The following is a 21,206-nucleotide window of genomic DNA, read 5'->3' as shown; positions in this document are numbered from 1 at the left end:
TGCTTCATCTTGTGGCGGGTGAGCCGAAGGCCCGTGGCGGGCCTTCGGTCACATGGCGTCCCAGGGGATGTCACGGACCCAGCGCCAGACGCCGGCGCTGTCCGGGGCGTAGAGACTCCGACCGCCGGGGTACTGGCCGTGGTCGCTGATGATTGCGGTCCACGGGTCGGGGTCGGTGGGGTCCACGGGCGCGGTCATACCGTCGAGGGGGCCGCCGTGCAGTTCGACCGTGGTGGGGTCGGTCATGAGATCGCGGTGGCGGTGCGCATCGTGTAGGCGTCGGCGCAGGGGCGGCACATGGGGACGTGCTGAGTGCCTACGCTGGGTGAATCGACCCTGACTGTCAGCCCAGGCGCAGCCTCGCCGGCGCATTCGGTCGGGCTGTTCCGGTGCAGGCCGCACAGGCAGTGACAGCCCGGGGCGGGCGGCGGGGTCATCGCGATCTGCTGCCGGAACGCTTCCGGGTCTTGCTCGTACAGGTCGAGGTAGGGGCGCAGCGCCGCGAGCTGGTGCGCTGTCTGCTGGATGAGGGGGTTGAGGGGCAGGAACGCGTCCCTGATGCTCGTCATCATCCGCGCGATCTGCTCGGGCTGGATGCGGGGTGGCTCGGTCATGCGCTCATGATGGCGCAGCGGGCGGCCGTACGGGGCGGGTATGGAGCCCCCACTGACGGGTGACGGTGGGGGCTCGGGTCCAGCGAGGGTCAGAGCCGGGATGGGTGCTTCATGCTGAGTCCGCCGGTGGAGCAGGGGCTGACGCCCCATCCGGCAGCGGTGAACGCCTGCCGCAGCGCGCTCTCGACTGCATCGCGGTGCGCGGCGCGGTGGTCGGCCAGCCGGACGGTGCAGCCGCTATGGCAGTACGAGATCAGCACATCGGAGCTCGGCACCATGATCCGCAGGTCCCCGATCGCGGCGAGTGCGTCACAGATCGGGGCGGCAGCGGCGGCGATGAACTGGGCGTCGGGCATCGGCATCCAAACGGTAGCGGGTGGGTGAGGCCCCGCCGTGATGGCGGGGCCTCGGGGTCCAGCAGCGCCGCAGCCAGCGAGCGCGGATAGATGCGTCTCACGGTACGGCTGGGGTCTGACAGCTACGCTTTCCGTGCGGCTTCCTGGCGCTGCCGGGCGATCCGGCCTCCGACATCGAGGTGGGCCCGGCCGTCGTCGGTCCTCTCGATCTCGCCGCTTTTCCCGCATCCGTCGCACGTCACCCAGGTCGGTCCGAGCATTTGCACGATGGTGACGTCGTCGGCGTCGAGGATGTGTGCCAGGTCGATGTCCATGCCGGACCACCAGTGCGCAGCGGACAGGGGCTTGTCCTCGTGGCCGACGAGGATCATCTCCAGTTCCTCACCCGCCCGGTACGTCCGGTCGCCGGAGTACGGATTGGCGGCCACTGTGTCCGCTACGACCCTGACGCGGGCCCTCATCCTCCAGGTCATGGTTTCCCTTCCTCTCTTCGTCGGGCGGTACCGGTTGGCCCGCCTCTATCTATAGGCGCCGTGCGCCAGCGATGGCGTCAGATGGCCGATTCGTGGCTGATGGTGCTGGTGTGGCGGGTCTACGGGCACGGGAAGTGCGACGGCGGGTAGTGGCCGGCGCACGGTCGGCAGTAGAGGAGTTCCGGGCACGTGTACCGAAGGACGGTTGCGGTCGCGCGGGCGAGCGTCATGATGCGGGTCCTGTCTCCCTGGTGGGTGATGGGGCCCGGGGCGGCCGGTCTGCTTGCCGGCGTGACGGCCGCCCCGGGAGTTTGTTATCGGGCCTCGGCGCCCTTGCGAATTGCGCGCGCCACGCCCTCGAAGGCATCCAGGGCGCGGGAGTCGAAGCGCCCGTGCCGGGCTTGGATGTCTGTACCGAGCCGGTTGTAGAGGTGTGCCGCTTTCCGGTACTCGCCTTGCTCCTCGGCGTGCGCAGCGTCGGCCATGCGGCGGTCGATGTCGCTCATCAGGTCCTTCCGGTTGGGTGGATCGGCGGTAGACCTGCCGGTAGATCAGGGGTAGATCCCGGTAGACCGGGTGGTAGACGTGCAGGTCAGGCAGCGGTAGACGGCGCTGTAGACGAGTCAGGGACCGAGGACGGGGAGAGGGCCAGGAGGGCCTCCCGGCGGACCCCGCGCTTGGGTGATTTCCCGCCCGCTTTGATCTTGTCCTCGACCGGGATCCCAAGCCGGTCCAGACGGGTCTTGAGATCGGTGACCCTCCTGTTCTTCCAGTGGCCGCCTTCTTGGAGGTGCTGGAGGACAGTCGAGAGGTGGACGGCGTCGCGGTCGCCGCAGACCTCCAAGAGCAGGGCCACGGCGGCGTCCCGCGCGACGGCCGCGTCCGGGGCGGCCGGTTCGTCGTCCTCCGGCTGCTCTTCGGCGGCCTCCATCGCCCGGTCCTGGGCGCGGACGGCGAGCCAGGCCCACAGCGGGACGAGGATCCACAGGAGCCAGGGGCGCAGCCGGATCTGCCACCACAGGAGCGCCGCGCCGAGCGCGACCAGGAGCAGCCGGAGGAGCGGTCCGAGGGCGGCGGCGAGTCCGGTGAGGTCGTCGCGGCGTCCGGCCCGGATCCACGCGGCGATCCTGGCACCGAGGAGGCGCAGCAGGATGCCGGTTCCCGTGGTGCGGTCGAACGGTGTGGGGCCGGTGAACAGGTAGGTACGGAGCCCTTGTTGTCGGATGGCGCGCAGTCGTTGCGCGACGCGGTACCAATTCACAGGCCCTGCCCCTCGAAGAAGGACCGGCCGGACGCTCCAAGGCCGTTGGCGATGTCGGGCAGGGCGGTGAGCATTCCGGCGACGCCAGCGGTGGCGCAGAGGATCGCGCCCGCGATCACAGCGCCGACCAGTTTGCCCTTCTCCTCCTTGCCTCCGGCTTTGTACATCGCGAACGTGGCGACGAAGAAGAGGACGACGACGACACCGCCCTCGGCTGTGAGGGAGCCCATGGAGGCTGCGGCGATGGGGCTGCCGGAGTCGGTGCCGGTGGTGCCGGAGATCGCCTTGCCGCCGAGAGTGCTGGTGGCCTGGCGGGTGCAGCCGGAGAGCCACCCGGCCAGGCCGCCGACGCACACGGTGCTCATCGCGCCGGTCAAGAGGCCCTGGCCGGTGGGCAGGAGGTCTTTCGGGGCCCGGCTGCCGGTCCACCATTTCCGCAGGTTGAGGAAGAGGATGCAGAGGGCGATGGTGACGCCTGCGAGGGTGGTGCCGATCATGGGGTGACTCCGGTGATCCAGGTGACGGGGTCGTACAGGGAGATCGCGCCGAAGGCTCCGACGAACGCGGTGGCGAAGAAGAAGATCCGCAGGAGGCTGTTCGCCTTGCCGCCGGTGAGGCTGCGCCGTCGGGCGAGGGCGGTAGCCGTCAGGACGAGGGCGCTGCCGCCGATGACATAGCCCCAGCCGCTGCCGACGTCGCGGGCCTCGGCGATGGTGGTGTACCAGATCGCGGCCGCGCTGTAGCCGAGGCCGGGGACGGGCGCGACGGCCAGGACGAGACCGAGGACGGCCTGATACGGGCTGGCGTAGGTGCGCAGCCACGCGGTGAGCCGCTCCCGCCAGGTCGGCTCTGGCTCGGGCTCGGCGGGGACGAGCGTGATGCGGATGTCGAGCGGGCTGGCCGGTGGTCCGTACGGGCCGGGGCCGTGCCAGACGGGCGGTAGTCCGGCGGGAGGCTGCGCGGGCGGCCCGCCGGCGGGCGGGGCCGGGGGCGCGGGCGGGGTGCGCCACGGCGGGAGTTCGTCCGGTCCGGGCGGCCGGGCGGGCAGCGGGTCGCCGGCGGGGATGACGCGGGTCGGCGTGACCGGCGCCGGGGTGGGGCGGGGCGTACGGGTAGCGCGGGAGCGGGCGAGGACCTCGTCCACCCAGTCCGCACCGGCGGCCGGGCCCGCGCCGACGGTGGGAGCGTGGTCGGGGCGCGGCGGCGCGGCCGGGCCCGGCACGGCGTCCGGGCCGACGCCGAGGCGGCGCAGCTCGTGCGCGATCCGCCGCTCATCCGGACCCTGCTCGGCGTTCACGCGTAGCCGCCTTCCATCGGGCCGTTGCCGTCCTTCTTCGCGCGTTTGGCTTCGCGGCTGAGGACGGTGCGGACGTAGGGCGCATCAACGGTGATGCGGTTGATGCGCTGGACGCGGGCGACGATGTCGGTGGACGTGAACCCGGCCCGGCCGAACGCGGCAACGGCGTCCAGGACGGCCTGCTTCTTGGTGAGCGCGGGCGCTGTGACCTGCGGCGCATCATGCGCATCATCGAGCGCATCACGGGGCGCATCATCCGCATCACCGCGGTCGACGGTGGTCTCGGCGGGCCGTGCGCCGAGCACGAGGGCGACCTGGACCGCGTCCACGATCACCCCGTAGCCGATGAGCATGGAGGCGAGTTCGGCGGGGGTCGCATCAGGGTGCGCATCATGGGCGATACGGATCGCATCAGCGGGGTCCATCTCGGCGAAGCGGCGCCGCAGCACCTCCGACGCGGTGTGCTTCGACGGGCCAGCTGTCTCGGTGCGGGCGGCGGGCTTCACGGCGAGCATTCCGGCGAGCGCGGTGTCCGCGCCTTGGCCGAGCCGCTCGCGCTGGACGTCGACCAGGTGGGCACCGAGCTGGGCGTCACCGACACCGATCTGTGCAGCGAGCTTCCACGCCTTGAGGTCCGCGCGCTTGCGCGCGTCCTCGTCGGGGTGGTTGGTGGCGATCGCTCGGGCGACGGCCAACTGCTGCATCGTCTGGGCGTTGCGGCGCTGGGCTTCCATGTCGACGTCGGTCTGGAAGATGACGACGCGGCGGGCGAGCAGTCCCAGGCCCTCGGCGGCGGCGGACATGGCCATGGGGGTAATGCCGTAGACGACGCCCTCGGTCACGTCATCGGCGACGACGACGCCGGTGACGGCCGCCGCGACGGGTGCGAGCCACAGTCCGGCCCGTACTGGGGCAGGGGATGCCTGGCCGAGCATGGTGAGACCGACCATGACCAGGGCGAGGATCAAGGTGACACCCTCGCCGGCGGCGACGACTCCGATGGCGGTGGCGGCGCGGTCGAACTCGGCGACGATGTTGGCGTAGGTGCCGAATCCTCCGGCGGTCCCGGCGGCGATCATCGGGATGGTGGCTGCGCCCAGGACGATGCGCTGGGCGCGGCTGAGCTTTCTGCGGTTCAAGGGGTTCTCCCGGTGGGGGCCGGGCCGCGCGCGGGGATGGTCACCGCGCGGGCCCGGCCGGTCAGGGGCGGGTCAGCTGGCGGCGGCGTTGCTTCCGTCGGCGCGGGCGTCCGCTTCCGCGTCGGCGGCGGCGCGGCGGCGCTCTGCCTCGGCGCGCATCGCGGCCTGTGCGGCCTCATGCCGGCGCGCGGCCTCGGTGATGGTGATGCCCTCCGGCTTAGCCACGGCGGACACCTCCGGCGGCCCAGGCGGCCTTGCGGAGGCGGAGCGCGTACTCCCCGCGGGTGATGCTTCCGGAGGGGAAGGGCAGGGCACGCAGGAGCGGGCTGGCGGCCGGGGCCGTGCCTGCGACGCGGAGGGCGACCGTCATACGGGCGGCCTCCGTCATCGGGTCGGCCGGGCGGTGCGTGGTGAGGTGCTCGGCGACCTGGCGGAGCAGCTCGGCCGAGCGCGGCGCGATGGCGATGGTGGTGCCGGTCTCGGTGGCGCGCACGGTGAGGGTTCGGCCCGCGTGGCGGCGGATCGTGCCGGCGGCGACGACGCGCCGGGCGGCGGCGCCGGGCGGGGTGGGGGCTGCCTGTAAACCGGTGGCCCGGGTAATCTCACGCATGGTCACTCTCCTGGTGCATCAGGGGTATGGCTGGCCCCGGCCACATGGCGTCGCAAGCGCCGGCCGGGGCCGTTTTGTTGAGCAGCGCGTGACTGCTTGCCCCACCGTAAGGGATCCCATACGGTGGGGCAAGCGGCACGCCCCAGAAAAGGGACGGGATGGCCGAAGAGGAATCAGTGGAAGAGGAGGCGCAGCGCGTGCTGGATGCCCTGGACGCCGTCGAGGCGATGAGCGATCCCATGGCCCAAGCCCGGGCGATCAGCCGTCTGCTCAAGGACCAGGCGGAACGAAACCGTCGGCTGAAGGCGCTGCGGTACAAGGTCGTTCGCGACCTTCGAGAGCAGCAGGTCTCCTACCGGAAGATCGCCGCCGAACTGGGTGTCTCGTTGGGGACGGTCCAGGACATTGAGCGCGGTTATTCGGGATCTGGGAGAGATCGCCCCAGGAAAGCGCCCGATGAGTAGTACAGCGAGAGGCCCCCGAGGCTGAACGCGCGGGTGGTCGGACGGGGCCTAAGCCGTCCGACCACCCCGACCAGCGGGTCATCACCCCGCCGATCCACAGAACCGCCCACCAGCACGGAAGGGGCCTGCGTCAATGCAGCGTACCCAGCATGCCCGCCTGCGGTCATTCCGCACCGGCGCCACTGCAGTGGTGTCCTCATGAGCTACGGACGGATCCGCCGCGGCCCCATGGCGGGCGACGCCTTCACCCAGATCCGCAACGCCGTCTTCCGCGACGCAAGGCTGTCCGCGAAGGCGATGGGGATCTTCGGCAACATCTCTACGCACCGTGACGGGTGGGGTATCACTCCGGAGACGATCTCCGCGCAGATGCGGGACGGCGTGGACGCCGTCAAGGCCGGGCTCCGCGAGCTTGAGAAGTTCGGCTACCTCCACCGTGAGCGTGAGCGCCGTCCGAACGGCACGCTCGGCGCGTCCTCGTACTTCATCACCGACCAGCCCGAGCTGATCGAGGAAACCCCCAGGTCAGAACCAGAGGGGGAAAATCCACCGGTGGCTGAGCCACCCGTGGACGATCCACCGCTGGCTGAGCCTCCGGTGGATCAGCCTGCGGTGGACGATCCGCCGCATAAGAAGATCAGTAATTCCACTAGACCAGCGAGAGAAGACCACCCTCCCTCCCCTCCTCCCACACCAACCGCGCCGGTGACCGCCGAGGACCGGGCGGGCGGGGAGGACGCCGCGCCGGAACAGCCCGACGTTCTCGCCCCGGCGGAGCGGGCTGCGTACGACGCGTTGTGCCGGATCGCGGCCGCCGAGCCCCGGCTCCAGCTCGGCGCCCGGGAACTGCTCCGCCTCGCTCCGCTGGCAGTGCCGTGGCTGGACGCCGGGACCGAGGGCCAGTTGCGGCTGGCGTTGACGGCCGGGCTCCCGGCGGAGGTCGGGTCCCCGGCCGGGCTGGTGCGGCGTCGGCTGCTGGACAAGCTCCCGCCGCCGCGCCCGGCGCGGTCCGTGGACGCGCTGCCTGAGTGGTGCGGGTGCGGTGACCATCCGGCGGCCCGTTACAACCCGCGGTTCCGGCGGAGCTCGGACGGCGCGCCGTGCGAGGTGTGCCACCCGGACGCCGTACGGGTGCGGGCCTGACCGGCGCGGGGCGTTCCGGGGGCGTGCTGTTGCGTCACCAGAGGTGTCCGCAGCCGCCGCAGCGGACTACGGGGACGGCGCCGCCTCCGCCGTACATCGTCAGCCGGCCGCCGCAGTCCGGGCACTGCTTGCCGAGGCGCGCCTGGCCGTCGCCGGTGTCGAGGGCGTGCTCGACCATGCGGGCGCAGGTCTGGGCGACGGTGGCGACGCGGGCGAGTTCGCGTGGGGTGAGGCGGCGGTGGACCGGGCCGGGGGCGTGCTGGACGCGGGCGAGGAGCCACAGCGCGGCGCGCGGCGCGGTCCGGCGGCCCCAGTCCGAGCGGGGCGCGCCTTGGCCGGAGGCGGGCAGCTGCCAGCGGCGCGGGTCCCGTTCGTCCCGCAGCGCGGCCAAGTTGCGGCGGGTGTCGTCGGCCTCCTGGACGCGGCGGGCGCGGTCGGCGGTGGAGCGGTTCGGGAAGTCGAACTCGGCGGGCTGCCGCTCTCCGGTGCCGAAGCGTACGAGCGGGGCCGGGCGGAGCTGTGCCGGGGCGGCGGAGCGTGCGCGGGGTGCGCGGCGGGGCGGCGCTGGCGTGATCAGAGGCCGCTGCACCTGGCCCGCGATCTGGTCCGCGAGCTCGAGGAGGCCGGCTTCGACGGTGCGGATGGTGTCGAGGATGCCGAGGCGTAGGGGGGCGGCGGTCCAGCCGGGCTGGTCAGGGCGGCGCTCCAGGGCCCGGAGGGCCTCGGCGCGCCAGGTGGCGGCCTCGGCGTGGTCGCTGGTGGGGTCGTGGGTGGCGGTGGGAACCGCCGGCGGGGGCCAGGTCGTGCCGGTCCGGGCGGTGAGCGCGTCGGTCAGGTCGTCCCAGTGACGGGCACAGGTCCACAGGTCCTGTGCGGTGGTGGGGCGGGGTGTGCGGGTGGTGCTCATCGTGCGCTCCGTGGGCTGGTGGGGCGTAGGCTGATGATCACCTCGGGGGCGCGCCGGTCCTGGTCAGACGATGTACGGCGCGCCCCTGCGCTGTGTGTGGGGCGGGTCAGGGGAGGGTGACGGCGAGGCGGCGCCGGCCGTCACGGTCCATCTGGTCCGGCACGACGGTGTAGCCGAGGGACCGGAGTTCGGTCGCGTAGGCGGTCAGTCGGGCTTCCTCGGCGGGGCCGTCGTGGAAGACGTGGACGGTTCGGGGGCCGTGCTGGGCGCAGCGGTAGCCGGGGTCCCAGTCGCCGCCCTCGAACTCGGATGGTTCGTGTCCGAGTTCGGCGAGTTGCTGGGCGATGCGGGGGGCTCGGATCCGGCGGGGCATGAACAGGTCCTCTCGGTCGGGGTGGCCCACTGGATACGGGCGTGGTGGTAGTGGGCCAGGACGTCGTCCAGGCGCGGGGCGAACGAGGCCAGGCCGTGGTCGGGGTCATCGATGACGACGACGTGGCCGCTGGGGTAGAGGGCCCCGTCCAGGACGCGGCCACCGTGGATGAGGCGGAAGCCACGCGCGAAGTCGCTCACGGTCTATGTCCCTCTCTGTCGGGTGCAGTCCTGCGTGTGTTCGGTTCCGATCGAGGTCCACCACATTTCGCAGCACGCCGCGCTCAGCTCGATCAGCACCGCATCCCCGTGCGACGCGTCGGCGCTCGGGCCGGCACCGTCGTGCCGCGCGGCATGCTCCGCCGCGACGGCCAGCGCGCGCCGTTCGGCCGCTGCCTCGCACACGTGGCGGGCGGTGTCGGCACAGACCGCGGCGCCGGTCGCGAGGACGAACGCGGCGGGCCAGAGCCGGGCCTGGCCGTAGAGGACGGCCATGGCCAGGCAGGACAGGCCGGTGCCGGCGAGGGCGACAGCACGGATCCGTGCGGCGAGCATCAGCTGCTCCCCGTACGACACGAGGAGTGCCCGCCCAGGCAGCGAGCATGTCCGTCAGCCACGTAGTGGACGTGCGCGCCGTCGCGTTGCAGGGCGTAGGCGGCCGCGAGCGCCGGGTTCCAGGCGGGTCGGCCGCCGGAGGCGACGACGGGACCGATCCACTCCTGGAGGTCCGGAAGACTGCTGATGGTCAACTGCTGCTCCTGGTTTTCTGTCGCTGGTCGCGCTTGCAGGCTTCGCAGTACGCGATGCCGTCGGTCTCGTACCGGCCGTGTTCGGCCTGGTCGTGGCCGTGGATGCAGGTCGGTTTCCGTTCGCCGCGGCCTGTGAGGTAGCGCAGCTGCTCGCGGGTCTGCATGCGGGCGGCGGTGTCGTCCAGGTGTGCGGGGGCGACGCACTGGTGGTGTCCGCACTCGGCGCGGACGTGGCCCTGCGGGTCGCGGCCGGTACGGAGCCGGAAGGCGATCGCGGCCGCCGTGAACGTCTGACCGGAGTACCTCATGACGGGCGTGCCGCTGGTCGACTGCCGCTCTCCGGTCCACTCCAGGTGGCCGCCCTCAGCCGTCGGACGAGTCCGGGCCCGCCACTTCTCTTGGAGCGTGAGGGGCTGCGCGGGGAGGTTGGGGATCCCGAGGTCTCTTCGGATGGCGGCGACGCGGGCCTTGTCGCAGCGCAGTTGCCGCGCGATCCCGCTGTTCGAACCGCCTTCGCGTAGCAGCTGTTCGATCTGCTCGCGGGCCGCGTACCGACTGCGCCGGGTGCCGGGTGCCGTCATCGCACGCTCCCGGGGGCTTGGAGGTGGCCGTGCCGGTAGGCGAGAGCGACGGCGTGCGCGCGGTGGTGCGCCTGGTAGAAGGCGCGGACGTCGGCGCTGTAGCTCTTCGCCGTGATGGGGGCGATGTCGAGTGCGACGGCGGTTTCGTCGTCGCGCAGACCGGACGCGAGACACAGCAGCGTTCGGTACAGGTGCTCTGGCGGCGCGGCGGGAGGCGGCTCGGCCGGCGGGGGCAGGCGGAGTATTCCGCGGTGGACGTAGTGGCCGACGAGGCCGGCGCGGGTGTGGACGCCTGCCGCCCGGGCGGCGCGGCTGACGTAGCTGCGCACGGCGGCGGGGCTGACCGGCGGCTCGAGGCCGGCGGCGATGGTGGCGTAGTCCTGGCCGTCGGCCAGAGCGCGGATGATCCGGCCGCATCGCAGTGGAATGGTGGTGTTGGTCATGGGCGGGGTGTCTTTCGTCTGTGGAGTGCGGCGGTGAGAACGGCTACGTGCTCGGCGGCGTCCGGGTCCGGCCGGCACCGCGCCCGAGGGAGGCGCCGTGTGCCGCCGAACGTTCCGTCCGGCCACCACTCGGCGGCGATCGCCGGGTCCAGGCGCGGCTGGGGTGCGGTCACGGCCGCCGCCAGGACGGCGGGGTCCTGCGGATGCCCGTCCGGGGCCGGCCGCCGCCGGTGCCGCGCTGTGGTGGTGGGGGGCACGTGGCGTGGTGCGGCATCATCCGGTACTCGCCGGCGCGTGGCTCCGGGTGAGCCCGGGTCAGGCTCCGGACGTACAGCAGCCCGTCCGGGCCGCGGCTGACGGCCACATTGCCCGCCGGGTCGGGGTCGGCGTTCACGGGCTGCCGCTTGCCGTTGGCGCTGGTCAAGGCCCAGCGGATCCGGGCGCGGCAAGCTCGGCACAAGACGACATCGCGGTTACTGAGCACGGGCTCCTCCTACGGGGCCGTGGTCGGGGTCGAGGGTGGCGAGGACGGGCATCACCAGGGCGTGGCCGTAGAGGTAGGCGGCCCGGGCCTGTCCGTGGACGGTGATGGCGTCTCGGATCGCCTCCGTGGTGGCGGCCGCGCGCAACGCGGCCATCTCCTGCGGCGTGAGGTCCTCGTGCGGCGCACGCGGCCCCGGTACGGCAGGCGGCATGGGAATCGTGGGCGGCCGGGCCGCATGGTCCAGGCCAGGCGGTTCGTGCTGGCGCTGAGCAGCCGGAGCCGGGGCCGGAGTGGGGTGTTGCGCCCGTGCCGCGCCCGGCTGCTGCGCTGCGGCCTGTTGTTGGCGGTGGAGGGTGTTGTCGAGGCAGACCTGGCACGGCTGTCCGGTGTGCCAGAGGGTGCCGGACTCGCAGGCGGCCAGCCCGCATCCGTGGCGGACGAGCCCGGTGCCGAGGATCCACCGGCCGATGCCGCGCCGGGGCGGCTGGGTGGAGGCGTAGCGGGCGGTCAGTCGCGCGGTCAGCCGCTCCTGGCCGACGCCGCCGGAGAGCTGACGGCCGATCTCCTGACCGATCCGTCGCAGCTCCCAGACGCTGACGGCCTCGAGCTCGTGCCGTACCGGGGCGAGGACCGCCCACGCCCGGGCGGACAGCTGAAGTCCCGGCCCGGTGTACCCCCCGCCGCTGCTGCGCTTTTCGCCGTGACCGGGGCCGCGACGGCGGAACGTCGCCGGAACCGGTCCGGGGTTTTCCACAGGTCCGGCGTCTTTACTACCGGTACCTCGCCTACGGCGGATCTCCCCACTCAGCTCCGTGTCGTTTTCGTCCGGTCGGTCAGTCCTGGGGTCCTCCACACAAGGGGATCCGTCCGTGCTGCGGGGAGCCGATCCGTCATGAATGTCAGGGGACACGGCGCCGGGGCCTTGGGCCGTCTGGCCGGTGCCGATCATGTGGAGCGGGCGGGTGTGGGCCTCGTAGATGTGGCGGCCGCGCGGGCCCTGGCGGCGGTGCACGCTCACCCAGCCCGATGCCTCGAGGTCGTCCACGATCCGCATGACCTGCCGCTCGCCGAGCGGTTCGCCGGCGTGCTCGCCGGACTGGTGGCGCACCAGGTCCCGAAGGTCGGCCAGGGCCAGGGGGATCCGGCGGGCCTGGGCGTAGGCGATTGCCGCGTACAGACGCAGCTGACGCGGGGTGAGCGCCTCCGCCGCCCGGACCGGGATCCACACGTACAGCTCGGGCCCGTCGGTGTCCATGGCGCGCACGCGGCGTTCCGCGGACTCGCCGTCACCGTCGCGGGTGGTCCGCCGGACGGTGAGGACCTCGGTGACGCCGTCCACCGGGTCCGGGTTACGCAGGTCCTTCAGCCCGCGCTCGACGGCGGACTTGGACATGCCGAGGTAGCCGGCGATCGTGGCGACCTTCGCGCGGCAGCCCTGGGGGCGCATGGCGAGCGCTGCGATCTTGACGTAGACGGGCAGGGCAGCATCGCTGTACTGCTCGCCTACGACCAGGCGCAGAGGCACGCGGACACGCAGACCGCCGCCCGCGCGCGGCCGCGCCCCGGTGGCCGCGCAGGGCGGCTCGAGGCACGGCGCACCAGCAGCCGGGGCTGCCGTGTGCTGCGCGAGGGCGGCGGACATGCTTCTCCGAAACGTTCTGTGGGGTGGTTCAGGCGGTGGCGCGGGCCCGGGCCGGGACCGAGGCGGGCGGGGTCAGCCGGCGGGCTGGCCGGCCTCGGCCCGGGCCCGAGCGAGCGCGCGTTCGCGTTCCCGACGGGGGCCGAGGAGTGCGAAGTTGAGGGCTCGTTGGGCGGCGAGGCCGTAGGCGAACGCGGCGTCACCGATGCCCTTCGCGGCGTCGATCGCCTCGAACATGTCGTTCGCGTCGCGTTCGGTGACCTCGTGGTCGGGGCGGCCAGCGATCTCCTCGGCCACTTCGTCGGCGGCCAGGAGCCGCGACAGACGGTCGTGTGCGGCGGCCACCTCCGGGGCACCGGCATAGCGGGCCTCGGCGAGAGCCGTGTGGATGGTGGTGCCGGACGAACGGAGGACCGGCTGGCCCTGATCGTCTGAAGGGAATTCCACCCACGCGGGGGTGCCGCCCTCCTGGACGGTGTGGACGGCCCAGACCGTGCCCGTCGCGAAGAGCATGGCGGCGTCCTCGTAGCCGCGACGCATGGCGCTCTCGTGCTCGGAGTAGACGCGGCTGAGCTTGAACAGCGCCTGCTCGTGCGGCTTCCGCCGGGCAGGCCGGCCGAAGGCGTTCGTGCGGTCGGCCAGGATGATGCGCCCCTCGTGGACCTGGCGGCGCGCGTAGTCCACACCCTGCCCGGCGAGGACCGCCGCCTGGAGAGCGGACTGGTACTCGCGGGCCGCCTCGTAGAGGGCATACACGGAGTCGAACAGCGACTCCGTCCAGTGCTGCGCGGTGCGGTTCGTCATCGGGTTCCTTCGTGGAGGGTCTTGCGGATGAGGGCGAGGGAGGAGAGAGACAGGGCCAGCCGGGTGATCCGGCCGCCGGTGGTGGCGATCAGGCAGCGGGTTTCCAGGGCTCTGACGGCGCCGATCACCTGGTAGTCGGCCAGACCGGTCTGGTCCATCAGGTCGCCATGGCCGACGGGCGCCTGCTCGGGCACCAGCCCGGTGACGTAGTCGGCGTGGGACGCAACGGTGAGCGCCACGTGCTTGTAGTGGGGCAGGAGGTGGGTGGCGCGCAGGATGTACGCCTCCCACTCCCGGCGCAGCGGCGGATCGCCGACGCTGCGCCGGGCGAGCGGGGTGGTGCGCACCGGGCGCCGAACGGACGTGGTCACGGGGCTCCTTGCTGTTTCGCGGTGCATGGGAGGTGGGCGGGCTGGCCGTCCAGGTCGCGCAGGTGGGTGGGGATGGTGCAGTAGCGGCAGGGCCGGTCACGGGCCGCCCACGGCACCGGGCCGCGCACCCGCAACATCCGCTCCCCACGCCCGCTTTCGGCCGGGGTTCGGGGTTCGTCCGGGCCCGTCACTGGCGGTCCCGCCGCTGCTGCTCGGCGGCCTGCGCGGCCCGGTAGATGTGCTCCGTCGACCGTCGTTTCCCGGAGGCGACCGCGCGGTCATCGATGAGCGCGCTCGCTCCGGCCGGGAGCGGCGTGGTCCACGCGTCCGCCGGCCATCCCGGGCCCGGCGGCGGCTCAGGCCGCCCGGCCCGCGCGGCCGGGCTGTGCCGGTAGCACCGCCACCCGCACGGATAAGGCCGCGCGTAGAACAAGCACGACAGCAGCCCCGGCCCGGCATCGGCCGGGTTGGGGACCACGTCCGTGCACAGGGGCAGGTCACTGCCCCGATCCGGCGCGGCGATCATCTGGGCACCGCCGGCGTCGTACGCGAGCACTGCTGGCACACGAGGTCACCGGCGCCGGTCCGGGTGTGGGGGACGGACATGTGCCCGCACAGCGTGCTGTGGCACGCCACCCACACCCGCCCGCCATCCGACTCGGTCACTGCGGCCGGGGCCGGGGTCCGGCGGACAGCCCGCCGGACCCACGTCACCGACCACGTGCCCAGCCACCACAGGCCCTGGAACGCCAGGGCCACGGCGAACGCGGCGCCCACGACCAGAAGCACAACGACAACCAGGAGCGCCACCAGGAACAGCGCCACGAACGCCGTGATCAGGACCAGCAGGACCCAGTCGAGCGCGGAGAGGTCAGGCATGGACCGCCTCCCCGGCACCGGCGCGGAGCTCGGCCATGCGCGCGGTCGCCCTGTCCAGCCGGGCCCGCTCGGCAGGCCCGACACCGCCACGGATACCGCCTCGGCTCGATGCCTCAAGTCCCGCTTCCTGATCCAGGGCTTCCTCAAGGCACGCGACGCGGACCGGGCACCACCCCCAGCAGACCCGCTGGGCCTGGCTCATGCCAGCCTTGTCATCGCGCGCGAAGAGAGCGGCCTTCGGGATACAGGGCGCGCCGGAGTAGTCGACGGCGGCCATCACGACCCTCCGCCCGGGCGTCTGGGCGCGGTCGGCCGGCTGCTGGACCGACCGTCGGCCGGGCCGTACGTGAACCGGCCGATGATCTCCGGGCCCCGGGCCCGCTCAGCCCGCGTGACGGTCCGATCTCTCACCACCGCCACGGCCAAGACCAGCATGAACACGGCGGCGGTGCCGCCGATCACCAGCATCTCCACGATCACGAGTCCGCCTCCGGGTTGTGAGCGGAGGCCAGCGGCAGCGCGGTGACCATGTACATCGTGGGAACCAGGTCCCCGCTGACGACGTCGCGCAGCGCGACATCCCACACCGCGACGCCATCGTCCGGAGTCTCGGCCTCGGACCACACGATCCGCTCCCGCGCCTCCGGCCCTTCCTCCTGGACCAGCAGGTACTCGATGTGCTCCCGCGCGGCCTCGGCGTTGGTGTACCGGCCGACAGGGAAGAACTCGTGAGACGCCAGGTATTCGGTGCGGGCGGCGGCGAGCGCGCGGCGCACCACCGGCAGGACCGCATCCGCCAGGACTCCGACCTGCCCGTGCACGACGACCGGCATCGTGCCCGGCACACGGCCCGCGTCCACCAGGGCGAACCCCAGTTCCTCGCGAAGGTCGCCCAGCGGGCCCTGTTCCTCGAGCTCGGCCAACCGCGCCCGCAGGCGAACCAGTTCGGTCTGCTGTTCCGGTGCCGCGTCGGTGGAGGGAGTGAACGCCGCCCCGGCGGGCTGCGCAGGGGTGTCCTTCTCCCCGGTGCCGGTGCCGGTGCCGGCCTCGGCCGATGCCTTCCGGTACAGGAGGTCCGCCGCCACATGCATGCCCTGGCGGCCGAAAACGCCGGCGAGCTCGTGCAGCAGCTCGACCCGCGTGTCACGCCGGGTCCGCGCGGCGGACTCCGGGCTCTGGAGGAGCTGGGCGGAGTCGAGCGCGGTCGCGAGGTGTATGTACAAGTCCTCGGCACCGCTGTCCGGCCACCCTAGATGCGCGGCGGCCAGCACGTCCCCGGCCCGGGCCAGCTCGCCGGCGCCCGCCGGGACGTGCCCGTCGGGCCCGAACAGGGTGGTGACGATGCGCTCGCCGAGGCCCTCGGCAGACCCCGACCACGTGTCGTGCGCGGGAAGGGTGAGCCAGTCGCGTCGGTGCGTCACCGTGACCTGTGTCGTGGCGGCAGACGCGCCGGGCACGGTGCCGAGGACCGCCCGGGCGACGGTCTGGATTGCCCACTGGTGGCGGGTCTGCGTCATGCCGGCACCGCCAGACCCTTGGCGGTGGCCTCGGCGACCGGCACACGGGTCCAGGCCGTGACCTGGACCCCGTCCACCAACGCCTTCGCGTTCACGTCCACCGCGTCGTCCTGGTACTCGACCCGGCAGACCGACACGTCGCCGTGGAACTCCTTGGCGAACGCCCTCACGGCGTCGACGTCGAGGCTGTAGTGGATGTCGACTGTGTACTCGTCGCCAGCGCCCTGGACCTGACTCGTGGTGTGCGGGTCGGCGGTCACAGCGGCCACGGCCTTACGGGTCGCCGCCAGCGCGAGCTCGTGCGGATCGGCAGGGCGCTGGACGGGCAACTGCTCCGGGATACGGATCGGCGTCGGCCACGGCCGACGGCCGGGCCCTCCTACAGGCTGGATACTCTTGGGAATCACGGATCTCCTCGTTTCTCTGCTGAATGAGGTGGGTCCGGTAGGGGCTGCTCGGCCGGGCAAGCAGGAGCAGCCCCTACGGCATTGGGGATCAGCCGCTCTTGCGGCGGCGGTTCTGAGCAGGCTGGATGCTCGCGAGCGCGAGGAGTGGCCCGCTACTGGGCTCCGAGTCCTGCCACGCGTTGGCCGGGCGCACCCGATGCATGTCCTTGATGGCCAAGATCTCGCCATCGTCGAAGACGGGCTCTACCCCGATCTTCTGGTGCGGAAGGCGGTCCAAGTTGTCCTTGAGATACCGCACGCGGCACTTGAGTAGCCCTGCCGCTTCCTCCAGCGAGTAGTTCTGGAGACTCATGCCGCTACCTCGGACAGGTCCTCGTCACCGGCGGCAAGCGCGTCCTTCATTCCTGCGTAGACCTGCGGCGACGGCTGACTCCGCCCCTTCTCGATCTTGTAGATCTGCCACTTCGAGCAACCAGCGGCGGCCGCAAGATCCGCCACAGACAGTCCGCGGCTCTCCCGCAGGCTCCGCACGGCGTCCCCGTTGATCTGTCGACTCAACATGGATCCAATGTAATCCAAGGTTGGTGTCTATCAAGACATACTCGGCGGTAATTTCACCAATGTTGGAGGATCTTGGATCGATGAGCGGTATCTATACCTGGGGGGAGGCCGAATGAGGCACGCCTAACCTTGGAGGGAATTGGAGTGGCGGGGTACGCTCAGCTCATGACGGCTCACGTGGTGCCGCTGGAGAAGCTCGGCCGAGAGGTGGACCTTCGCATCACTGAGCTCGGGCTCGAGTATGCGGAGGTGGCGCGTGCTGCCGAGATCTCCGTGGAGACTCTGAGCAAGATCCGCCGAGGGGCGCGAGCTCGCGCCGTCACCTACCGGCGCTTGGAGCGCGCTCTCCGGTGGGAGTCCGGCAGTGTCGACGCCATCCTTAAGGGTGGAGTTCCACGGAAAACCCCGGACGATGCTGACCTGTCTGCGGAAGTGGAAGTCGAAACCGACCCTCAAACGGTCGCGGTGATGACCATCCTGGATGCCCTGCCGAGGCGCGTCCGCGCCGAGGTCCTACGCCGCTTGCGTGATCAGTTGACTGATGGGCTGTGACATTCAGCCAGAAGTGCCGCACGGTCCGAATGCGCCTCGGACCAGCAGTGTTCCCGTGGGAACACTCGGGCGTGCCGAAACGGGCCGAGACGGGCCGAGGCGGGCTGGAACGGATTCCTGAACCGCAGGTGACAGCGTTTTAGCAGGTCAGCGGATTGCGGCTCTCGGGTTCAAGTCCGGTTCCGGGCACCACTCTCGACGCGTGGCTGACGGGCCAACAGACGGACGTCGTACCCCTCTCCTGACCGCACGTGCCTCGCGCTCCCACGTCCAGTGTGGACAGGTGCTCTCTGCGCAACGCCGGACACAAGAGAGGTGAGCCGGAGGCGTTGTGGCCGACGAGAGCGGGGGCGCATGTGGCACGGGAATGTGACATATGCCACGCCGTGAAACGTCACGGTCCCGGAAAGATCCTCCCTCAGCACTAGAGCGTAGTCTTTGCTTGCCTATTACTCTTGACGCAAGGCCGCGCAGGGCGGCCATGGAGGAGTGAGATGAGGAGCAGTAACCCGGTCTTCTCGCGACGGGGCTTCAGCCGCGACAACGGCCACGCGGGCTTCAACGCGGCGCCGCAGGCCGGGGGCCCCGCTGTAGCGACGAATCCGTACGCGACCAACCCCTACGCCACCGACCCGTACGCCCAGCAGCAGGGTACGCAGTTCGGTGCCGGCCCGCAGGCGCCCGCCCGGTCGGGGGCCATGACGATCGACGACGTCGTGACCCGTACGGGCATGACGCTCGGCACGGTCGTGCTGACGGCAGTCCTCTCCTGGGTGCTGCTGCCGGTCGACCCGGCCAACGTCGGCAAGTCGTACGGCATCGCCATCGGTGCCGCGCTGGTCGCGCTGGTTCTCTCGCTGGTCCAGTCCTTCAAGCGCAAGCCGTCCCCGGCGCTGATCCTGGCGTACGCCGGCTTCGAGGGTGTCTTCCTCGGTGTGATCAGCAGCGCTGTCAGCACGTACATCGCCCCGGGTGTGGTCATCCAGGCGGTGCTGGGCACGATGGCGGTGTTCGCCGGTGTGCTCATCGCGTACAAGATGCGGTGGATCCGCGTCACGCGGCGCTTCTACGGCTTCGTGATGGCCGCGGCCATGGGCTTCGTGCTCCTGATGGTCGTCAACCTGCTCTTCAGTGTCTTCGGCGGCGGCGACGGCCTCGGCTTCCGCAGCGGTGGCCTCGGCATCCTCTTCGGTGTCATCGGCATCATCCTCGGCGCGTGCTTCCTGGCGCTGGACTTCAAGCAGGTCGAGGACGGCATCGCGTTCGGCGCGCCGCGCGAGGAGTCCTGGCTGGCGGCCTTCGGGCTCACGCTGACGCTGGTGTGGATCTACCTGGAGATGCTGCGGGTGCTGTCGATCCTGCAAGGCAACGACTGACGCGACAGACGCGCCACCGCACGCGCGTAGTGATATGACGCGGTGAGCGGTGAGCCGTAAGCGGTAAACGCGGAAGGGGTCCGCGGGCAGTGAGCCCGCGGACCCCTTCCGCATTGTCGGGTTGTCGGATCCGTTGTGCCATGGGTTGGATTTTTGGGGCTCAGTGCAGGCGCCGGGCCGCCCGGCGCAGGTCGTACTCGTGGACGATCGCCTTGGCGTGTCCGTACGCGAGGTCGTACTCGCTCCTGAGCCAGCTGACCTTCTCCTCGAAGCGGAAGAGGGACGGGCCTTCTTCGACGGTGCGAAGCCAGTCGGAAACTTCACGACCGGTGCACTGCGGGATGCGGGAGAGCAGGTTGCGATGGGTCTCTTCGGAGAAGACAAGGGACATCGGCGCCTCCGGACGCTTGCGCGTGCTAATCCTTCAAGCCACCGTGCCGCAGTGCGGAGCCGTTGGCAACAGTCGGGGGCGGGCGGATAGGGTCGGGCGGTGCTCGATACGACGCCTCTGACGGCCGCAGTGGACCGATTCGCCGACCGCCTGCGGGCCGCCCCGCAGAGCCGCCTCCAGCGAGGTGCGGCCGCCGAGGCGCTGGAGCTGGCGCGTGAGCTGTCCGTACGGGCCCAGCGCCTGGACGCCCCGGACGAGGAACCGCGCCTCATGCCGGACGCGGGAGTGTTCGCGATCGCGGACCAGTTGACGGTCGCGGCGGCGGACCTGGCGGAGGCGCTGCGGACGGCTCCGTCCGCGGAGGAACTGGACGAGGCCGTGGCGCTGGTGGAGCGAGCCACGGCGACGGCGGATCTCTGACGGGGCGCGTCAGGCTTCCGGGCTCAGAGCGAGGCGATGACGCGGTCCGCGAGGATGTAGACGTGCTCGGCGGCCCCCGCCTTGTTGTCACCGCCGCGGGCGCCACCGCGGTCGTCGCCGTGGTCGTCGCCGCCGTACGAGAACGTCAGGGTGTACGCGCCCGAGACGCCCGACCCGCCCAGCAGGAACGGCGCCTCCCCCGCGCGCAGCGCCCCGGCGAGCCGCTCGGCGGTCTCCCGGTGGCCGGGCGTCATGCACAGCGTCGTGCCGTCGGCGAAGACGTAGACGTCGAGCGTGCCCAGCGGCCCCGGGCGGACGTCGGAGAGCTCCGTGCGGGTCCCGGCGAGCTCCTCCAGCCGGGCCACGGTCCGCTCGTGGTCGGTGACGACCGGCGTCCGTACCGGTACGAAGTCCGGGTGTGACGGATGCCGACGGCGGGCGGCGGCCAGTTCGGGCGAGTCCTCGGCGTCCGGGTGGTTCGTGAGGCCGTCGTGATCCAGCGGTTCCGGGGAATCGAGAGAGTCCAGATACCGCAGGGATTCCTTTGAGCCCAGGGAGTCGAGGGAATCAAGAGACTCGAGGGCTTCCAGAGACTCCACGGATTCCAGAGACTCCAGGGAGTCGCGGGAATCGAGGGAATGGAAGGAGTCCGGAGAATCGAGCGAATCCAGTGGCTCCAGCGGCTCCAGTCCGACGAAGTCGGACTGGCGCGGTACGTAGAACGCCCCGTCCTCGGTGTCGAAACCGGCCGGCCCGCCCAGCGCCGACGGGGCGTCGGCCGCGTCCCGGGCCTCCTGCGCGGCCCAGAAGGCGCGCGCCTCGGCCAGCTCCCGCTCGCGCTCCTCGGCGAGGGCCTCGGCCACGGCGGTGCGTATGTCGTCGGTGTGGGTGGCGGCGGTGCCGCTTCTGGCGTGCGGCACGGAAGCGGTGGCGCCGGCGGGGTAGGCCACGGCCAGTTCGTCACGCAGTGCGCTTACCTGCTTGCGGAGCGCGTGGGCGGCGTGCAGGGCGGCGACACCCACGGCCGTGGCGGTGACCGTGGTCAGCAGCAGGGCAAGAGGCATGGCGCTCACTGACTACTCCTGATTCCAATCGATACCCCCGACTTCCTACCTCAGCTTGTCGCGGGCTCGGTCCGGTCGGCAGTGCGTTACGTCATGAAATGGGTAGGTCTTTAGGCCCGGGGAAAACCGCTCACAAAGCTCTGACCTCGATAAACAAATCTCCCCCGGAGATAGGTCACATCCTGGGGGAGATTCAGTCACAACTGGGGATCGAGAGAGCGCGCTGTCGCTTTTCCGTGTCGTGTGAAACACGCTCCGTCATGGACGGGCGTATTTCCCTCGGTCCCAACTCGGTCGTGGTCGACTCGGTGGGGTCGGCTCGGCCGGGCCAA

Annotated in this window: 35 protein-coding genes; 5 read left to right on the top strand and 30 right to left on the bottom strand. The window is 71.5% G+C overall.

What is annotated here, in order from left to right; all coding sequences use genetic code 11:
• Window positions 1–48: 48 nt before the first annotated feature.
• From IG02_RS0116255 to IG02_RS40665, 11 genes are all read right to left on the bottom strand, one after another.
• Window positions 49–246, bottom strand: a complete 198-nt coding sequence (locus tag IG02_RS0116255; protein WP_030747595.1) for a hypothetical protein — start codon at window positions 244–246, stop codon at window positions 49–51.
• Window positions 243–614: a DUF6372 family protein gene (locus tag IG02_RS0116250; protein WP_030747589.1), complete on the bottom strand. Its 372-nt coding sequence runs from the start codon at window positions 612–614 to the stop codon at window positions 243–245. The genes IG02_RS0116255 and IG02_RS0116250 overlap by 4 nt, the downstream gene beginning before the upstream one ends.
• Before the next feature lie 89 nt (window positions 615–703).
• A complete protein-coding gene (locus tag IG02_RS0116245) occupies window positions 704–970 on the bottom strand; it encodes a hypothetical protein (protein WP_030747586.1) in 267 nt (88 codons plus the stop codon).
• Window positions 971–1,092: 122 nt separating this feature from the next.
• On the bottom strand, window positions 1,093–1,443 hold the full coding sequence (locus IG02_RS0116240) for a hypothetical protein (RefSeq protein WP_158712316.1): 351 nt from the start codon (window positions 1,441–1,443) through the stop codon (window positions 1,093–1,095).
• Between the two features lie 314 nt (window positions 1,444–1,757).
• Window positions 1,758–1,949 carry a hypothetical protein gene (locus IG02_RS0116230; RefSeq protein ID WP_030747578.1) on the bottom strand — a complete coding sequence of 64 codons (192 nt, stop codon included), beginning with the start codon at window positions 1,947–1,949 and terminating at the stop codon, window positions 1,758–1,760.
• Window positions 1,950–2,035: 86 nt separating this feature from the next.
• A complete protein-coding gene (locus tag IG02_RS0116225) occupies window positions 2,036–2,704 on the bottom strand; it encodes a hypothetical protein (protein ID WP_051765134.1) in 669 nt (222 codons plus the stop codon).
• Complete coding sequence (locus tag IG02_RS0116220) at window positions 2,701–3,201, bottom strand: hypothetical protein (RefSeq protein ID WP_030747573.1); 501 nt, start codon at window positions 3,199–3,201, stop codon at window positions 2,701–2,703. Before IG02_RS0116220 ends, IG02_RS0116225 begins: the two co-directional genes overlap by 4 nt.
• Window positions 3,198–4,001, bottom strand: coding sequence for a hypothetical protein (locus IG02_RS37840; protein WP_051765132.1), 804 nt, complete (start codon window positions 3,999–4,001; stop codon window positions 3,198–3,200). Before IG02_RS37840 ends, IG02_RS0116220 begins: the two co-directional genes overlap by 4 nt.
• On the bottom strand, window positions 3,998–5,140 hold the full coding sequence (locus tag IG02_RS37835) for a hypothetical protein (protein ID WP_051765125.1): 1,143 nt from the start codon (window positions 5,138–5,140) through the stop codon (window positions 3,998–4,000). Before IG02_RS37835 ends, IG02_RS37840 begins: the two co-directional genes overlap by 4 nt.
• Before the next feature lie 72 nt (window positions 5,141–5,212).
• Window positions 5,213–5,365 (bottom strand): hypothetical protein, encoded by a 153-nt coding sequence (locus IG02_RS41585; protein WP_158712315.1) that lies wholly within the window; start codon window positions 5,363–5,365, stop codon window positions 5,213–5,215.
• Entirely contained in the window at window positions 5,358–5,750 is a 393-nt protein-coding gene (locus tag IG02_RS40665; RefSeq protein WP_030747567.1) for a hypothetical protein, read from the bottom strand. The genes IG02_RS41585 and IG02_RS40665 overlap by 8 nt, the downstream gene beginning before the upstream one ends.
• Before the next feature lie 158 nt (window positions 5,751–5,908).
• Between IG02_RS40665 and IG02_RS0116195 the strand changes: the two genes are divergently transcribed.
• Window positions 5,909–6,214 (top strand): helix-turn-helix domain-containing protein, encoded by a 306-nt coding sequence (locus tag IG02_RS0116195; RefSeq protein WP_030747564.1) that lies wholly within the window; start codon window positions 5,909–5,911, stop codon window positions 6,212–6,214.
• A 198-nt stretch (window positions 6,215–6,412) separates the two neighbouring features.
• Window positions 6,413–7,357, top strand: coding sequence for a hypothetical protein (locus tag IG02_RS41580; RefSeq protein ID WP_158712314.1), 945 nt, complete (start codon window positions 6,413–6,415; stop codon window positions 7,355–7,357).
• Window positions 7,358–7,391: 34 nt separating this feature from the next.
• On the opposite strand, the gene IG02_RS0116175 is transcribed toward IG02_RS41580, so the two are convergent.
• The 17 genes from IG02_RS0116175 to IG02_RS0116095 all read right to left on the bottom strand — a co-directional run bounded on the left by IG02_RS0116175 (window position 7,392) and on the right by IG02_RS0116095 (window position 17,071).
• A complete protein-coding gene (locus tag IG02_RS0116175) occupies window positions 7,392–8,264 on the bottom strand; it encodes a hypothetical protein (RefSeq protein WP_030747557.1) in 873 nt (290 codons plus the stop codon).
• 106 nt (window positions 8,265–8,370) lie between these two features.
• Window positions 8,371–8,637, bottom strand: coding sequence for a hypothetical protein (locus IG02_RS0116170; RefSeq protein WP_030747555.1), 267 nt, complete (start codon window positions 8,635–8,637; stop codon window positions 8,371–8,373).
• Between the two features lie 203 nt (window positions 8,638–8,840).
• Window positions 8,841–9,191, bottom strand: a complete 351-nt coding sequence (locus IG02_RS37830) for a hypothetical protein (protein ID WP_158712313.1) — start codon at window positions 9,189–9,191, stop codon at window positions 8,841–8,843.
• Complete coding sequence (locus tag IG02_RS41575; protein WP_158712312.1) at window positions 9,191–9,385, bottom strand: hypothetical protein; 195 nt, start codon at window positions 9,383–9,385, stop codon at window positions 9,191–9,193. The genes IG02_RS37830 and IG02_RS41575 overlap by 1 nt, the downstream gene beginning before the upstream one ends.
• Window positions 9,382–9,966 carry a hypothetical protein gene (locus IG02_RS0116160; RefSeq protein ID WP_051765120.1) on the bottom strand — a complete coding sequence of 195 codons (585 nt, stop codon included), beginning with the start codon at window positions 9,964–9,966 and terminating at the stop codon, window positions 9,382–9,384. The genes IG02_RS41575 and IG02_RS0116160 overlap by 4 nt, the downstream gene beginning before the upstream one ends.
• A complete protein-coding gene (locus tag IG02_RS0116155) occupies window positions 9,963–10,409 on the bottom strand; it encodes a hypothetical protein (protein ID WP_030747545.1) in 447 nt (148 codons plus the stop codon). Before IG02_RS0116155 ends, IG02_RS0116160 begins: the two co-directional genes overlap by 4 nt.
• Window positions 10,410–10,578: 169 nt before the next feature.
• Window positions 10,579–10,833 (bottom strand): hypothetical protein, encoded by a 255-nt coding sequence (locus tag IG02_RS0116150; RefSeq protein WP_030747543.1) that lies wholly within the window; start codon window positions 10,831–10,833, stop codon window positions 10,579–10,581.
• Between the two features lie 49 nt (window positions 10,834–10,882).
• Window positions 10,883–12,418 (bottom strand): hypothetical protein, encoded by a 1,536-nt coding sequence (locus IG02_RS0116145; protein WP_051765119.1) that lies wholly within the window; start codon window positions 12,416–12,418, stop codon window positions 10,883–10,885.
• Between the two features lie 189 nt (window positions 12,419–12,607).
• Window positions 12,608–13,336, bottom strand: a complete 729-nt coding sequence (locus IG02_RS40660; protein ID WP_030747534.1) for a hypothetical protein — start codon at window positions 13,334–13,336, stop codon at window positions 12,608–12,610.
• Entirely contained in the window at window positions 13,333–13,707 is a 375-nt protein-coding gene (locus tag IG02_RS0116135; protein WP_158712311.1) for a hypothetical protein, read from the bottom strand. The genes IG02_RS40660 and IG02_RS0116135 overlap by 4 nt, the downstream gene beginning before the upstream one ends.
• A gap of 187 nt (window positions 13,708–13,894) precedes the next feature.
• Complete coding sequence (locus tag IG02_RS36440; protein WP_158712310.1) at window positions 13,895–14,272, bottom strand: hypothetical protein; 378 nt, start codon at window positions 14,270–14,272, stop codon at window positions 13,895–13,897.
• Window positions 14,230–14,586, bottom strand: a complete 357-nt coding sequence (locus IG02_RS0116125; protein ID WP_030747529.1) for a hypothetical protein — start codon at window positions 14,584–14,586, stop codon at window positions 14,230–14,232. The genes IG02_RS36440 and IG02_RS0116125 overlap by 43 nt, the downstream gene beginning before the upstream one ends.
• Window positions 14,579–14,863, bottom strand: coding sequence for a WhiB family transcriptional regulator (locus IG02_RS0116120; RefSeq protein ID WP_030747526.1), 285 nt, complete (start codon window positions 14,861–14,863; stop codon window positions 14,579–14,581). The genes IG02_RS0116125 and IG02_RS0116120 overlap by 8 nt, the downstream gene beginning before the upstream one ends.
• Window positions 14,864–15,062: 199 nt before the next feature.
• Window positions 15,063–16,103: a hypothetical protein gene (locus IG02_RS0116110; protein WP_030747520.1), complete on the bottom strand. Its 1,041-nt coding sequence runs from the start codon at window positions 16,101–16,103 to the stop codon at window positions 15,063–15,065.
• Window positions 16,100–16,510, bottom strand: coding sequence for a hypothetical protein (locus tag IG02_RS0116105; protein WP_158712309.1), 411 nt, complete (start codon window positions 16,508–16,510; stop codon window positions 16,100–16,102). The genes IG02_RS0116110 and IG02_RS0116105 overlap by 4 nt, the downstream gene beginning before the upstream one ends.
• Before the next feature lie 88 nt (window positions 16,511–16,598).
• Window positions 16,599–16,862, bottom strand: coding sequence for a hypothetical protein (locus IG02_RS36435; protein WP_037803043.1), 264 nt, complete (start codon window positions 16,860–16,862; stop codon window positions 16,599–16,601).
• Window positions 16,859–17,071: a helix-turn-helix domain-containing protein gene (locus IG02_RS0116095; RefSeq protein ID WP_030747514.1), complete on the bottom strand. Its 213-nt coding sequence runs from the start codon at window positions 17,069–17,071 to the stop codon at window positions 16,859–16,861. The genes IG02_RS36435 and IG02_RS0116095 overlap by 4 nt, the downstream gene beginning before the upstream one ends.
• Before the next feature lie 165 nt (window positions 17,072–17,236).
• Here IG02_RS0116095 and IG02_RS37825 point away from each other — a divergent pair, with 165 nt between their 5' ends.
• Both IG02_RS37825 and IG02_RS0116085 read left to right on the top strand, forming a co-directional pair.
• Window positions 17,237–17,623 carry a hypothetical protein gene (locus IG02_RS37825; protein ID WP_158712308.1) on the top strand — a complete coding sequence of 129 codons (387 nt, stop codon included), beginning with the start codon at window positions 17,237–17,239 and terminating at the stop codon, window positions 17,621–17,623.
• Window positions 17,624–18,117: 494 nt separating this feature from the next.
• Window positions 18,118–18,999, top strand: coding sequence for a Bax inhibitor-1/YccA family membrane protein (locus IG02_RS0116085; RefSeq protein WP_030747510.1), 882 nt, complete (start codon window positions 18,118–18,120; stop codon window positions 18,997–18,999).
• Window positions 19,000–19,159: 160 nt separating this feature from the next.
• Here IG02_RS0116085 and IG02_RS0116080 read toward each other — a convergent pair whose 3' ends face one another.
• Entirely contained in the window at window positions 19,160–19,390 is a 231-nt protein-coding gene (locus IG02_RS0116080; protein WP_030747508.1) for a DUF4287 domain-containing protein, read from the bottom strand.
• A gap of 99 nt (window positions 19,391–19,489) precedes the next feature.
• Between IG02_RS0116080 and IG02_RS0116075 the strand changes: the two genes are divergently transcribed.
• Window positions 19,490–19,810, top strand: a complete 321-nt coding sequence (locus IG02_RS0116075; RefSeq protein ID WP_030747505.1) for a hypothetical protein — start codon at window positions 19,490–19,492, stop codon at window positions 19,808–19,810.
• A gap of 23 nt (window positions 19,811–19,833) precedes the next feature.
• On the opposite strand, the gene IG02_RS0116070 is transcribed toward IG02_RS0116075, so the two are convergent.
• Complete coding sequence (locus tag IG02_RS0116070; RefSeq protein WP_051765113.1) at window positions 19,834–20,874, bottom strand: hypothetical protein; 1,041 nt, start codon at window positions 20,872–20,874, stop codon at window positions 19,834–19,836.
• Between the last annotated feature and the right edge of the window lie 332 nt (window positions 20,875–21,206).

It is taken from the genome of Streptomyces sp. NRRL F-5135 (assembly GCF_000719775.1).
GTDB classification, from domain to species: domain Bacteria; phylum Actinomycetota; class Actinomycetes; order Streptomycetales; family Streptomycetaceae; genus Streptomyces; species Streptomyces hebeiensis.
This window is presented reverse-complemented; position numbering and strand designations above follow the sequence as displayed.